Origin of the sequence: Kitasatospora sp. NPDC059795, assembly GCF_042732175.1 — a bacterium.
Taxonomy (GTDB): domain Bacteria; phylum Actinomycetota; class Actinomycetes; order Streptomycetales; family Streptomycetaceae; genus Kitasatospora.
This window is the reverse complement of sequence record NZ_JBHWID010000004.1, coordinates 263,061-277,613: the sequence shown is the minus strand read 5'-3', so window position 1 is coordinate 277,613 and position 14,553 is coordinate 263,061. Positions and strand designations below refer to the sequence as shown.

The 14,553-nt window shown below is 71.4% G+C and carries 5 protein-coding genes; 1 reads left to right on the top strand and 4 read right to left on the bottom strand.

Going from position 1 to position 14,553, the window contains the following annotated elements:
• Window positions 1–222: 222 nt before the first annotated feature.
• The 3 genes from ACFV4P_RS10795 to pulA form a co-directional block, all read right to left on the bottom strand.
• Window positions 223–1,398: a macrolide family glycosyltransferase gene (locus ACFV4P_RS10795; RefSeq protein WP_380469573.1), complete on the bottom strand. Its 1,176-nt coding sequence runs from the start codon at window positions 1,396–1,398 to the stop codon at window positions 223–225.
• A gap of 298 nt (window positions 1,399–1,696) precedes the next feature.
• Window positions 1,697–4,051 (bottom strand): M4 family metallopeptidase, encoded by a 2,355-nt coding sequence (locus ACFV4P_RS10790; protein ID WP_380469571.1) that lies wholly within the window; start codon window positions 4,049–4,051, stop codon window positions 1,697–1,699.
• Window positions 4,052–4,468: 417 nt separating this feature from the next.
• Window positions 4,469–10,012, bottom strand: a complete 5,544-nt coding sequence (gene pulA / locus ACFV4P_RS10785; RefSeq protein ID WP_380469570.1) for a pullulanase-type alpha-1,6-glucosidase — start codon at window positions 10,010–10,012, stop codon at window positions 4,469–4,471.
• A gap of 371 nt (window positions 10,013–10,383) precedes the next feature.
• Between pulA and ACFV4P_RS10780 the strand changes: the two genes are divergently transcribed.
• Complete coding sequence (locus tag ACFV4P_RS10780; RefSeq protein ID WP_380469567.1) at window positions 10,384–11,328, top strand: phosphatase PAP2 family protein; 945 nt, start codon at window positions 10,384–10,386, stop codon at window positions 11,326–11,328.
• Window positions 11,329–11,365: 37 nt separating this feature from the next.
• On the opposite strand, the gene ACFV4P_RS10775 is transcribed toward ACFV4P_RS10780, so the two are convergent.
• Window positions 11,366–14,404 (bottom strand): bifunctional [glutamine synthetase] adenylyltransferase/[glutamine synthetase]-adenylyl-L-tyrosine phosphorylase, encoded by a 3,039-nt coding sequence (locus ACFV4P_RS10775; protein WP_380469564.1) that lies wholly within the window; start codon window positions 14,402–14,404, stop codon window positions 11,366–11,368.
• Between the last annotated feature and the right edge of the window lie 149 nt (window positions 14,405–14,553).

Sequence of the window (14,553 nt, the reverse complement as noted above, 5' to 3'; positions counted from 1 at the left end):
GGCTGCGGTGTTGGGGCCGCCCGCGCGGAGAGGGTGGGAGTCACTACTGCAAGATGCTGCAAGGGGGTTGAAACTTGCTGGAATCTTGCATTGGCATGACCATATTGTCGGCCCGTACCACCGTCAAGGGAGGCTGCGACCCGTTCCGGGCCCGGAAAACGGCAGCGCCGGACCACCACTGACAGTTCGTCAACGGCGGACCGGCGCAGAAGAGAACAGCGGCTAGCGCTCCAGCTGCTCCTCGATCACGTCACAGGCGCGGGCGGTGCCGCCCTCGCTCTTCGCGCGGGCGCTCAACTCCCGCAGGCGGTCGGCCACCTGGGCGTCCCCGACCAGCTCGGTGAGCGCCGACCGGAGTGCCTCGGGCGTGGCGTCGGCGGTGTCCAGCCGGCGGGCCACGCCGAGCTCGACCAGGCGGTCGGCGTTCATGAACTGCTCGGCGGCCTGCGGCACCGCGATCATCGGCACGCCCGCCAGCAGCCCTTCGCCGCAGCCGCCCATCCCCGCGTGGGTGACGAACGCGTCGGCCTGGTCGAGCACCGCGCGCTGCGGCACCCAGGAGTGCACCTCGACGTTGGCCGGGATCTCCCCCAGCTCCGCCGGGTCGGTGTGCTTGCCGACCTGCAGGACCACGTGCCAGCCGGGCCGGTCGCCGAAGGCGGCCAGGCAGTTCCGGTAGAACGCGGGCTGCCGGGTGAACGCCGAGCCGAGCGACACCAGCAGCACCTTCTCCGCCCCGGCCGGCCGCTGCCAACTGCCCTGCTCCGCCCACAGGTCGAAGCACGGACCGACGAACTCCACCGCCTTGCGGTCGACCCGGTCGGCGTGCGGCTGCATCGCCTCGGTGATCATCGCGACGGCGCGGGCGGGCTTGCCGGAGAACGCGTCCACGTCCACCGTGGTGGCGCCGCTGCCGGCCAGCCACTCGGCGAACAGCCCGAAGTAGGCGTCCGCGCCGGGCAGTTGCCGGATCTGGCTGCCGATCTCTTCCTGGTAGCCGTCCCAGCCGACCAGCGTCGGCGAGAGCTGGACGATCGGCCGCCCCTGCGCCTCGGCGAGCGCCCGGGCGGCGTACGCGCCGATGTCGTACAGGTAGACGTCGGCCGGGTCGGCGTCGTAGTGCGCGTGCAGCCGGGGCAGCATCGCGATGGCGTCCTCCAGGAAGACCCGCATGGCGCCGATCGGGTCCTCCGGCCAGTCGTGGTCGGCGACCGGCAGGTTGGACGGGTACGGGACGAGCTCGGCGCCCGTGGGCGCGATCAGCTCGGCCACCGACGGGTCGTTGACGTACGTCACCCGGTGGCCGCGGGCGACGAGTTCGCGGATCACTTCGAGGCTCGGGCGGACGTGGCTGACGGCCGGGATGCCGATCATGGCGATATGGGCACGACGAGTCATGGGGAATGCACCTGCTTCCGGTCTACGGGAGGAAAGAGGACACCGCACCACCGACGCGCGGCCCTGCAAGGGGGCGTCGGGGCGTGCGGGACGCGAGGCTCGGGGCGCTGCCCCGGCCGCGTCAGCCGTAGATCTGGTGGAAGAAGGACATGCCGGGACACTAACCCGCCCGCCCGGCCCGGCGCACCTCATTTAATTCCGGCCCGCGGAAGCATGATTGACGGTTCGTCACACAGCGCAAAAAGCGCCGGTGCCCGGCAGCCGAAGCGGCTGCCGGGCACCGGTCACTGAGGGTGTGTCAGCTGGTCTGGATCGCGGTGTCGTCGACCACGAAGGAGGTCTGCAGCGAGACGTCCTCGACGGCGTTGAACTTCACCGTGACGGTCTGACCGGCGTAGGCCGACAGGTCGATCGTCTTCTGGGCGTAGCCGGTGTTCTTGTCCAGGTTGGAGTACGTGGCGACCGAGGTGCCGTTGACCGTGACGGTCATCTTGTCGTACGCCGTGCTGGTGGTGGTCTCAGCGGTGTCGATGTGCAGCCAGAAGCTCAGCGACGCCTTGCAGCCCGACGGGATGGTGACGGTCTGCGAGATCGAGTCGGTGTGGCTGGAGCCGTAGCCGTCCATCCACGCCTTCCACGAACCGCCGTGCGCGGCCTGCGAGGTGGAGTTGTCGACCACGCCGCTGCTGGTGGTCCACGGCGCGGCGGTGCCGGTCTCGAAGCCGGGGTTGCCGAGCAGCTGGGCCGGGGTGCAGCTGCCGCCACCGCCGCCGCTGACGGTCCAGGTGAAGGACACCGAGCCGGTCTTGTTGGCGGAGTCCTTCGCGGTGACGGTCACGTTGTAGGTGCCGGCCGCGGTGGCGGTGCCGGTGATCTTGCCGGTGGCGGCGTCGATCGACAGGCCGGTGGGCAGGCCGGTCGCCGAGTAGCTCAGCGGCGCGGTGCCGCCGGTGGCGTTGATCTGCAGGCTGACCGAGGCGTTCAGCGCGGTGGTCTGGTTGCCGGGGCTGGTCACGGTCGGGCCGCCGGTGCTGGGCACCGAGCCGACGTTGACGGCCGCCCAGGCGGTCGCGGTGGCGTTGTACTCGGCCGAGTTGGCGCCGTACAGGTCCGTGGCGGCGGACAGCATGCCGGCCCGGGCGTTGGCGTAGTTGGTGGTGGAGGTCCAGTACGTGGTCAGCGCCCGGTACCAGATGGCGGCGGCCTTGTCGTGGCCGATGCCGGTGACCGGGATGTTGTTGAAGGTCGGCGAGTTGTAGTTGACGCCGTTGATCACCTTGGCGCCGCTGCCCTCGGACAGCAGGTAGAAGGCGTGGTTGCCGACGCCGGACGAGTAGTGGACGTCCTTGTTGCCGACCGTGGAGGACCAGTTGTCGGCCGAGGACCCGTCCTTCGACGGCTGGTCCATGTACCGCAGCGGCGTGCCGTTGCCGTTGATGTCGATCAGCTCGCCGACCAGGTAGTCGGGGTTGTCCTTGGCGATGTTGGCGTACCACTCGACCATGTTGCCGAACACGTCCGAGGTGGCCTCGTTCAGGCCGCCGGACTCGCCCGAGTAGTTCAGGTTGGCGGTGGCGGCGGTGACGCCGTGCGTCATCTCGTGGCCCGCGACGTCGAGTTCGGTCAGCGGGTGGGTGTTGCCCGAGCCGTCGCCGTAGGTCATGCAGAAGCAGCTGTCGTCCCAGAAGGCGTTGACGTAGTTGCTGCTGTAGTGGACCCGGCTGTACGCGCCGACACCGTCGTTGCGGATGCCGTTGCGGCCGAAGGTGTCCTTGTAGTAGTCCCAGGTCTTCGACACGCCGAAGTGGGCGTCGACGGCCGCGGACTCCTTGTTGGCGGCGGTGCCGTCGCCCCAGGTGTCGGTGGACTTGGTGAACAGGGTGCCGTTGCCGCTGGTCCCGTTGTTCATGTTGGTGGTGTACATCCCACCGCGGGTGGTGTCCTTCATCTGGTACGTCGAACCGGACAGCGAGGTGCCGATGGTGACGTTGCCGACGAAGACGCCGGTGCCGGTGCCGGTCTCGATGCCTTCCCACTTCTGGATGACGTCGCCGCTGGTGGCGTCGGTGAGCACGTGCAGCTTGCTCGGGGTGCCGTCCTTCTGGACGCCGGAGACGACGGTCTCCCAGGCCAGGCGCGGGTTGTTGTCCGCGGCCCAGACCACCAGGCGGGGCGCGGTCTCCACCGAGGAGTTGGACTCGGCGGACAGCGCGGTCGCCTGGCCCTTGGCGGCGGCCAGCTTCGGCGTGGTGGACAGGCCGTTCAGCGAAGCCGAGGAAGCCCGGTCGACGCCCTTGGTGGAGCCGTTCGCGGCCTGGTGGACGACCATGTCGCCACCGAGGACGGGGAGTCCGTTGTAGGTGCGCTCGTAACGGATGTGCTGGGTTCCGTCGGCGTCCTTGCTGGCGTCCTTGACCACCAGCTTCTCGGCCGAGCCCAGGCCCAGGCCCTGCGCGGTCTGGACGGCACGGGAACCCGCGTCCGAGATGAGCTGAGCGCGCCCGGCGGCCGCCTGCTGGCCGGCGACCTGCGCCGCCGCGGACGGGCCCGCGGGGGCGGCCTGGGCCACCGCGACCGGGATCGCGGTCACGAGCAGGGCGGTGGTGGCCGCCAGGGCGGCCATGCTCACGCGGGCATGCGTGTAGCGAGACATACAGACTCCTTTACCGACCGTCGCGGGGTCACGAGCGGTGGAGAGAATCTGGCCGCGGTTGCGGCGCAGCGGGGGCCCCAGCCGCCGGTAGCGGCTCGGGGTGCGGTGCACGTACGCGGTGCAGCGTTGCTGCGGCTGCCAGTGGCCTGGGGAAGGCTCCACCGGCAGGGAGTTGGGGCTACCTGTCTTCGCAGCGAGGGGAATCGTGGCAGCAAACACCCTACGAATGACAGATGCATGCCACGGATTGACTCATTTATGACCGCCCTACAAGCGGCCCAAGACCCCCCCATGGTCCGGCATTTGGGACGCCACCGGGGAGACCCCCGCGGCAGCGAAGATCATAGCGATGCTTTTCGGCCAACCCGCCACGGGGTCCCACCCGGAGGTAGGACCCCGGTTACCGACGGGGAACCATTACTTCTGGACGAACACCGCGACCGTCCGGCCCGGGACCGTGAAGGTGCCCGTGGCCGGGTCGAATGCTGCCTGCCGAACCACCGGATCGCCGCCCCTGACCTGCACTTGATGCAGCGTCTGCGCGGTGCCGCGCAGTCCCGTGACGGTCTGGGCCTGGGCGGTCGGGGTGGCGTTGAAGACCACCGTGAGGCCCTTCTCGGCGCCCTTCAGCCCGGTGCCGTCCAGGTGCATGGTGATCACGCCCGGGTTCTCGCCCGCGGTGCCGGACAGCGGGAAGGACACCCGGCGCTGCACCTCCGCGGCGCTCGACAGCGAGAACAGCGGCGAGGACTGACGGATCCTCAGGAACTGCTGGTAGAGGGCGGTGCTGGCGCCCGTCTCGTTGCAGCCCATGCGGAGCTTCGGGTCGGCCAGCAGCTGCTTGTCGCGGGCCCACATCTCCTGGTTGTCGGCCGCCATCGGCAGGCCGCGGCCCCAGCCGTTGCCCAGCGTGCAGTCCCAGTTGATGGCGTTGAACCAGTCGCCGGAGTCGAAGGAGTTGGCGTCCAGCGACTTGGAGCGCAGCAGGTCGCTGCCGGCCTGGGCGAAGCCCGGGCCCTGGCTCAGGGCGGTCAGCGACAGCCCCAGCGCCTGCATCCGGGCCCGGTCGGCGGGCGAGGTGCCCTGCGGCAGCTTGAACGCGAGCGCGTCGTACAGGTCGGCGTTGTCGTGCGCGTCCAGGTACTCCACCGCCTCGCCCGGGTTCGCCGCGTAGCCGGTCGGCGAACCGTTGTAGTCGACTCCCTTGCCGGTGACGGACTTCCCGCCGGAGTCGGTGAAGGCGTAGCCGGCCAGGTTGCCGGTCAGGCCGACCTTGATCTGGTCCATCTCGTGCAGCAGCCGGGCCTTCTGCTCCGCCGGACTGCCGTTGTCGGCCGAGCCGTTCGGGTCGGTGAACAGGCCGGAGGCGAAGCCCTGCTGCGGCGCCGAGGACAGCATGAAGTTGCCGCCGCGGCCGGCGTCCCGGATCCGGTCGTTGAAGGTCGCGATGCCGGTGCCGGCCATGTTGAGCTGGGTGGCCTGGACGAACCGCGCGTCGTTGGCGACGGTCCCGAAGTTCCAGCCCTCGCCGTACAGGAAGACGTTCTTCCCGTCCACGCCGTCCTTCTGCGGGGTGAGCGTGCCGAGCGCCGACTGCACGTCCAGCATGGTCGACTTCGGGTCCAGGCCCATCAGGTCGAACCGGAAGCCGTCCACCCGGTACTGCCGGGCCCAGGTGACCACCGAGTCCACGATCAGCTTGTTCATCATGGCGTGCTCGGGCGCGGTGTCGGCGCAGCACGAGTCGGCGGTGACCTTGCCGCTGTCGCTGAGGCGCTGGTAGTAGCCGGGGACGACCTTGTCGAGCACCGAGTGCTCGTCCTGCCCGGCCGCCGCGGTGTGGTTGTACACCACGTCGAGCACCACCCGCAGGCCCGCGTCGTGCATCGCCTGCACCATCTCGCGGAACTGCACGGTCCGCGCCGTCCCGTTCGGGTCGGTGGCGTACGAGCCCTCGGGGACGGTGTAGTGCAGCGGGTCGTAGCCCCAGTTGTAGGCGTCGTCGGACTGCACCGCCGCCACGCACTCCTGCTGCTTGCTCGAATCGGCGGGCAGCGCGGCCAGGTCGCAGGCGGGGAGCTTCTGGTCGGCCCGGTTCTCCCGGATGGTGGCGATGTCGAAGGTCGGCAGCAGGTGAATGGTCGTCACCCCGGCCGCGGCGAGCTCCTTGAGGTGCTGCATGCCCGCGGACTTCGACTGCGTGAACGCCAGGTAGGTGCCACGCTCGTCGGCCGGCACGGTGGCGTCGGCGGCCGAGAAGTCCCGCACGTGCAGTTCCTGGATCTGCTGCTTGACGGCCGGTATCGCCGCCGGGCTGCGGTGCTGGTCCCAGCCCTTGGGCTTGGTCGCGGCGGCCGACAGGTCGGCGACCAGGCTGCGCTTCGAGTCGGCGGCCAGCGCCGTCGAGTACGGGTCGGTGACGGTGTTGGTGACCGTCTTCTGCACGCTGGGCGCCCACACCTTGACCTGGTACAGGTAGTACTTGCCGTCCAGCTCCTTGGCGTCCTTGGTCAGCGACCACACGCCGGACGCCTCGTCACGCCTCAGCGGCACGGTCTTCGGCGTGCCGCCGCTCGCCCGGTCGAACAGCTGCACCGCCACCTCGGTCGCGGTCGGCGCCCACAGCGAGAGCGCCACCTGGCGGTTGCTGCCGTTGCCCCGGCCCGGGCCCGTGTACACCGGGCCGAGTTGGGCCTTGGCGGCCTTCCCCGCGTACAGGTCGTCGAGGACGCCGGGGATCTGCACGCCGGTGGCGGCCAGCGCCGCGCCGTTCGGCAGGTGCTCGGCGAAGACCAGCTGGCTGCGCAGCGCGTCGGTGACCCGCCCGGCGTCGCGCGCGTCGACGGTGAACGCCCGGTAGCCCGACAGGTGCGGGAACTTCGCCTTCTGGGCGTCCGTCAGCCCGGCGGCCGGGTTGAGCCGGATCCAGTGGCCGGGCTTGGACAGCACGCCCTGCTCGACGCTCAGCCCGCCGGCCGGGTCGTAGATCAGCTGGGCGCTGGTGCCGCCCTTCAACTGGGCGTCCGCCGCACCATAGTTGGCCGGCACCACGACGGTCTTCGCGTCGATCCACTGGGCCTTCGCGGAGCCCAGGTCGAGCTGCGAGGAGGCGCCGGCGGTCTGCGGCAGCAGGTAGCCCTCCTGGCCGCCGATGACCCACACCTCGCGGCCGGAGGTGGCGAAGTTCAGCGACTGGTCCTGCGGCAGGTCCTTGTCGTTGCCGTTGTGGATGATGTAGCTCAGGCTGGTCGCGCCCTCGGCCAGCGGCACCTCGAACACCGCGCCGAACGCGTCCTTGCGGGCCGGCATCAGCGGGTTGCCCCAGTCGGTCGGGGTGGCGGCGCCGGTCCAGTCGTGCAGGCCCCAGCCGTCGTAGTTGCCGTCCGCGCGCCGGTAGTGGATGACCGCCTTGCCCTCCGGCACCGGCTGCGCGCCGTCCGGGTTCGCGGTACGGACGGCCGGGTCGCCCTCCTTGATCCACACCTCGCCGGTGGCGGAGATGTCGATGTGCCGGTCCTGCTCGACGTCCTTGGCGCCGCCCTTCTCGACCACGAACCCGACGTCGGACGCCCCGCCCTTCAGCTTCACGTACGCGAACGCGCCGTACGCGTCCCGTCCGACGAAGCCGTGCCCGTCCGGCCAGGTGGTGCCCTCGCCGTCGGCGATGTCGCCCCAGGTGTAGAGGTTCCAGCCGTCGTAGTCGCCGTCCCGCCGCTGGTAGTGCACCACCGCGTACGGCCGCGTCACGGCGCTCGGCGCGGGCGTCGGCGCCTGCTGCCCGGTGGTGAACTGCCCACTGGCGGAGGCCAGTCGGCCCGCCGAGTCCTGCACCACGGCCTTGAACCGCACCACCGTGCCCGGCGCGACCCCGTCCAGGTTCTGCGTGACGCGGTACACCCCGTTGTCGGCGGTGCCCAGCGTCTGCCACGGCCCGTTGCCGACCTGCGCGGCGAACGTCACCCGGTCGAAGCCGCCGCCGGGCACGCTCGCCCCGAGCGCCACCGTCCCGTACGAGCCGTCGGCCGGTGCGTTCACCGTGATCGACGGGCCCGCCGCCGGCTTGGCGAGCTTGTGCTTCGCCTTCAGCACCAGCGAGGACATCGCCGGCACCGTCACCGTCACCTTGCCGTCCGCGCCGCTGGTGACCTTGCCCTGGAACCCGTACAGGCCGGCGAAGTCCATGCCCGCCGAGAAGGTGTCCAGCGTGACGGTCTTCGCCTCGGCCGCGTTGTTCACCGCCACCAGGTACTCCACCTGGTCCTTGGCGTCGATCCGGGAGAACGCGTACACGCCCGGCCCGTCCGCCGCGTACCGCTCCACCTGCGCGCCGTCGGCCAGCGCCGGGTGGTCCTTGCGCAGCTTCGCCAGCCCGGCGATCCCCCGGTACAGGGCGCCGTCCTTGCCGTACCGGTCCATCGAACCGGACGCCCCGCCGATCACCGGGTCGCTGTTGTACGAGTCGGTCTTCGAGGCGAACATGTCCTGCCGGGCGTCCTTGTCGCCGCCCGCGCCGGTGAAGCCCTGCTCGTCGCCGTAGTACACCACCGGCTGCCCGCGGGTCAGGAACTGCAGCTCGTTGGCCAGCCGGTCCTTGGCCAGCAGCGCCTGGTCCGACGCCCCCGGGTTGTCGCTCCGCAGGAACGACCCGAACCGGCCCATGTCGTGGTTGCCGAGGAAGGTCGGCAGCTCGTACGCGTCGGTGTCGGCCGTGGTGTACCGGTAGTCCTGCGCGTACAGCTCGCTCAGCGCCTTCGCCGAACCGTTCTGCGACACGTACTTCCGCGCCGCCTCCTGGAACGCGAAGTCCAGCGTCGCCTGCAGCTTGCCCTTGGTGACGTACGGCGACGTCACCGCCGGGTCGCCCGAGTACACCTCGCCGAACATGAAGAACTTCTTGTTGCCCTGCTGCGCCGCGAACTTCTTCAGCGCCGGCGCCCACTGCTCCCAGAACGCCAGGTTCACGTGCTTCACGGTGTCGATCCGGAAGCCGTCCACCCCGGTCTCGGCCACCCACTTCCGGTAGATGTCCGCCATCCCTGCGACGACCTTCGGGTTCTGCGTGTCCAGGTCGTCCAGGCCGGAGAAGTCACCCTCGGTCGCGGACTCGCCGACGAAGGTCGAATTGCCCCGGTTGTGGTACAGCGCCGGGTCGTTCAGCCAGGACGGGGTCTTCGCCTTCGCGTCCGCCGGGCTCCGGAACACCGGGGTGTAGGGGAACGAGTCCTTCGACACGCTCGGCCACTGCGCCCGCGCGTCGGCCACCGCCGTCTCGTCCACCGGATTGCCGTCCGCGTCCAGCGTCGGGTACGCACCGGCCGAACGGTAGTCGTACGTGCCCTCCGCGTAGTCGATGACGTCCGCGGTGTGGTTGGTGATGACGTCGAAGAAGACCTTGATGCCGCGCCGGTGGGCCTTGTCGATCAGCTCCTTGAGCTGCTCGTTGGTGCCGAAGTGCGGGTCGACCTGGGTGAAGTCGGTGATCCAGTAGCCGTGGTAGCCGGCCGAGGCGTCCGCGCCCGTGCCCTGCACCGGCTTGTTCTTGAAGATCGGCGCCATCCAGATCGCGGTGGTGCCGAGGTCCTGGATGTAGTCGAGCCGGTCGATCAGGCCCAACAGGTCGCCGCCGTGGTAGAAGCCCTTGTCCGCCGGGTCGAAGCCGTTGTCCAGCCGACCGCCGGTGCTGCCGTCCGGAAGTTTGGCCCCGACGTCGTTGCCGGTGCTGCCGTTGGCGAACCGGTCGGGCAGCACGAAGTAGAACTGCTCCCGGGTCAGGTCGTGCCGGGCGGCGGTCGCCGCCAGCGCCGCGTCCGACGGCGGGGCCGGCGCGACGGGCGCGGCCGACGCGAGCGGCACGGCGCCCAGCGTCGCGGCGATCAGCGAGGCCGCCACCAGGACGGAGGCCCGTCCGGGACGGCGGTACGGGGTGGTGCGGCGCGGGGAACGGGCTTGGGCGTCGGCCACGACAGGGCTCTCCCTTGGGGCGCTCGGGCAGGGTGGGTGGCGTGGAACCTAGCGTCCTGCAAGATGTTTCAGCAAGATGCGAAAGCCCTTCCGGGCACGAGTCGTACCGAGTCGTGACCTGAGCCCGCCCGCCCCACACCCGCCCCACACCCGCACCCCGCCCGCCCCACGCCCGCCCCACGCCCGGCCTCCGACCGGCCTCCGGGCACGAACAAGACCCCGGTTCGACCCCTGGTAACCCGCGCGCCACAATGGAGCGCATGCGCCTCGAGAACCGACCGACCCCTACCCCCGTAGGGGGACAGTCGGTGAAGAATCCCCAACCAGAGGATGAGCAAGCGGCCACACCTCGTCTGGCAGACTTCTCGTCCATGGGGGAACCGACCGAGATCCACGCTGCCGGCGCCGAACGCGCCGACCGGAGCGCGCGCGACGGTTCCGACCCGGGCACGGACCACATCGCCCACCAGCCCGGCGGAGCCACCCGCGTCGCCCAGTCACCCACCGGCCTGCGCGGCCGCCTGCGCGACCAGCGACGCAGCCCGCGCAGACCCCACCTGTTCTTCGAACTCGCCCTGATCGGCATCAGCTACTGGCTGTACTCGCTGGTCCGGAACGCCGTTCCCGAACAGGCCTCGATCGCGCACAAGCACGCCGACTGGGTCTGGAACTTCGAGCACACCCTCGGCATCGCCGTCGAGCGCTCCATCAACCACGCCGTGAACTCGGTCACGTGGCTGATCGTCGGGATGAACTACTACTACGCCACCCTGCACTTCATCGTCACCATCGGCGTACTGGTCTGGCTCTACCGCTCCCACCCCGGCCGCTACGCCGCCGCACGCACCGTGCTCTTCGTCACCACCGGCATCGCCCTGGTCGGCTTCTACTTCTTCCCCCTGGCCCCGCCCCGCCTGATGGACGCCGGTTTCATCGACACCGTCACCGTCCACCACACCTGGGGCTCCATGGCCTCCGGCGCCGGCGCGCAGGTCTCCAACCAGTTCGCGGCCATGCCCTCCATGCACATCGGCTGGTCCATGTGGTGCGGCCTGACCATCTTCTTCCTCGCCCGCCGCACCTGGGTCCGCGCCCTCGGCCTGGCCTACCCCCTGGTCACCCTCAGCGTGATCATCTCCACCGCCAACCACTTCTGGCTCGACGCCGTCGGCGGCGAGGTCTGTCTCCTGGTCGGCTTCGTCGCGGCCCGCCTGATCTACCACAACTGGGTCTACCGCCTCCCCCGCAACCCCGACGACGCCCAGGACAACGCCCTGACCGTCCCGGTCTCCTGGGACACCAAGGTCTCGGCGTAGCACGCGGGCGGGTAGGCGCTCTCCCCGGCCTCCCGCCCTACTCCGTCCCGTAGAACAGCCGCTCCACCGCGTGCCGGGCCCGCCGCGTCGTCCGGCGGTACTCGTCGACCAGCTCCCCCGAGTGCCCGACCCCGTACCCCAGGTACCGCGCCACCCCCGCCAGTTCCCTCGCGTCGCCGGGAAAGCTGTCCCCCGCCCGCCCCCGCACCAGCATCACCGCCGCCCGCACCCGCGAGGCGAGCACCCAGGCCGCGTCCAGTACCTCCGCGTCCTCCCGCTCCACCAGCCCCGCCTCCGCCGCCGCCGCCAACGCCGCCCGGGTGCGCGTCGTGCGCAGCCCCGGCACCTCGTGGCCGTGCTGCAACTGCAGCAGTTGCACCGTCCACTCCACGTCCGCCAGCCCGCCCCGGCCGATCTTCGTGTGCGTGGTCGGGTCGGCCCCTCGCGGGAGCCGCTCCGCCTCGATCCGGGCCTTGATCCGCCGGATCTCCGTCAGGTCGCGCTCCGAGACGCCCGCCCCGGGGTACCGCAGCGGATCGATGAGTTCCCGGAAGCGTGCCCCCAGCTCGACGTCGCCGGCCATCGCCTCGGCCCGGAGCAGCGCCTGACTCTCCCAGGCGTGCGACCAGCGCGCGTAGTAGCCGGCGTACGAGGCGAGGGTCCGCACCAGCGGCCCGTTCCGGCCCTCCGGCCGCAGGTCCGCGTCGACCTCCAGCGGCGGTTCGACCGAGGGCGCGGCGAGCAGCGTCCGCAGTTCCCCGATCACGGCCTTCGCCGCGCCCGCCGCGTCCTCGTCCAGCACGCCGAGCCGCGGCTCGTGGACGAACAGCACGTCCGCGTCGGAACCGTAGCCCAGTTCGTGGCCGCCGAACCGTCCCATGCCGATGATCGCGATCCGGGTGGGCAGTTCGCCGTTGCGGGCCTCCCAGCCGTTGACGGCGGCGCGCAGCGCGCCCTGCAGGGTGGCGGCGGTGATCGAGGTGAGCGCCTCGCCGGTGACGTCCAGGGCCCGCGCGGGGTCGTCGTCGAGGCGTCCGAGCAGGTCGGCGGCGGCGGTGCGGAACAGTTCGCGGCGGCGCACCGACCGTGCCGCCGCCACCCCGGCCGCCGGGCCGTCGGCCCGTCCGACCGCGGCGAGGATCTCCGATTCGAGCGCGGCCCGGCCGCGCGGCGCCAGCCCGGTGGAGTCGCCGAGCATGGCGACGGCCTCGGGCGCGCGCAGCAGCAGGTCGGGGGCAAGTCGCCCGGCCGACAGGACGCGGGCCAGCTGCTCGGCGGCCGCGCCCTCGTCGCGCAGCAGCCGCAGGTACCAGGGAGTGGCGCCGAGCGCGTCCGAGACCTGCCGGAAGTTGAGCAGGCCGGCGTCCGGGTCCGCGGAGTCGGCGAACCAGCCGAGCAGCACCGGCAGCAGGGTGCGCTGGATGGCGGCCTTGCGGCTGACGCCGGACGCGAGCGCGGAGATGTGCCGCAGTGCGGCGGCCGGGTCGGCGTAGCCGAGCGCGGCGAGGCGTTGGCGGGCGGCCTCGGCGGTGAGTCCGGCCGCGCCGGTGCGGGTGACCCGGAGTTCGGCGACCGGCAGTTCGGCGACGGCGTCCAGCAGCGGACGGTAGAACAGCCGCTCGTGCAGCCGGCGCACCTCCATGGCGTGCCGCTTCCACTCGCGTTGCAGCGCGGCGACCGGGTCGACCCCGGGTTCCCCGTTGATCAGCGGGGCCATGCTGCGGGCGAGCCGGCGCAGGTCGGCGGGGTCGGTGGGCATCAGGTGGGTGCGGCGCAGCCGGTGCAGCTGGATGCGGTGTTCGAGGGTCCGCAGGAAGCGGTACGCGTCGTCCAGCGCGGCGGCGTCGGCACGGCCCACGTAGCCGCCGGCGGACAGCGCGGAAAGCGCTTCCAGGGTGTTGCCGCTGCGCAGGCCCTCGTCCGTCCGGCCGTGCACGAGTTGCAGCAGCTGGACGGCGAACTCGACGTCCCGCAGCCCGCCCGGTCCGAGTTTCAGCTGCCGTTCCAACTCGCCCGCCGGGATCGCGTCTACCACCCGGCGGCGCATCTGCTGGACGTCCGCCACGAAGTGCTCCCGCGCGGCGGCCTGCCACACCAGCGGTGCCACGGCCTCGGTGTACGCCCGCCCGAGCTCGGCGTCGCCGGCCACCGGGCGGGCCTTCAGCAGCGCCTGGAACTCCCAGGTCTTCGCCCACCGCCGGTAGTACGCGAGGTGGCTGGCCAAGGTCCGCACCAGCGGGCCGTTCCGGCCCTCCGGCCGCAGGTTGGCGTCCACCGGCCAGATCACGCCCTCGCCGGTGGTGTCCGAGCACAGCCGCATCAGCCGCGACGCCAGCCGGGTCGCGGCCTGCAACGCCCGCTGCTCGTCCACCCCCTCGCGCGGCTCCGCCACGAAGATCACGTCCACGTCGGAGACGTAGTTGAGCTCCCGGCCGCCGCACTTGCCCATCCCGATCACTGCCAGCCGGCACGCCTCGGCCGCCTCCGGATCCGCCGCGGCGGCCAGGTCCAGCGCCGTCTGCAGGGTGGCTCCCGCCAGGTCGGCCAGCTCGGCCGCCGCCTGCGGCAGGTCCGTCGTCCCGGACAGGTCCCGCGCCGCGATCGCCAGCAGACACCGCCGGTACGCGGCCCGCAGCGCGTCCTCCTCGCCGTCGCCCGCCTGCACGCGACGGGCCAGCTCGCCGAGGAAGTCCCCGCGCCCGGGGTGGATGTCGCGCAACTCGAAGCTGACCAGCGTGTGCCAGTCCCGCGGATGCCGGGCCAGGTGGTCACCGAGCGCGGCCGACGCCCCCAGCACCCCGAGCAGCCTGTCCCGCAGCGGCTTCGACGTGGTCAGCGTGTCCCGCAAGGTGTGCCGCTCGTGAGGATCCAGCGCCTCCAGCAACCGCGCCAACCCGAACAACGCCTCGTCCGGATCCGCCGCCGCCCCCAACGCGTCCAACAGCACCGGATCCGCGGCGAGCCCCTGCAACTCCGGCTCCTCCAGCAGCCGCACCGCCTGATCCGGATCGGAGAACCCCCGCCGCACCAGCCGAGTCTCCAACCGACTCACCCGACTCCCGGCCCGCTCCTCCACCGCTCCGCCTCCCAAGCACCTCGCCCGTCCCCGAAGCGTACGTTCCCCCCACCCCGGAACCCCTTGTGACGCGACGTCGGCCCAGGCCGGCGCGAACCCCCGTCGGCAGCGAGTCCAGCACGCAAGCGACTTCGGCCGGGTCCGGTGCG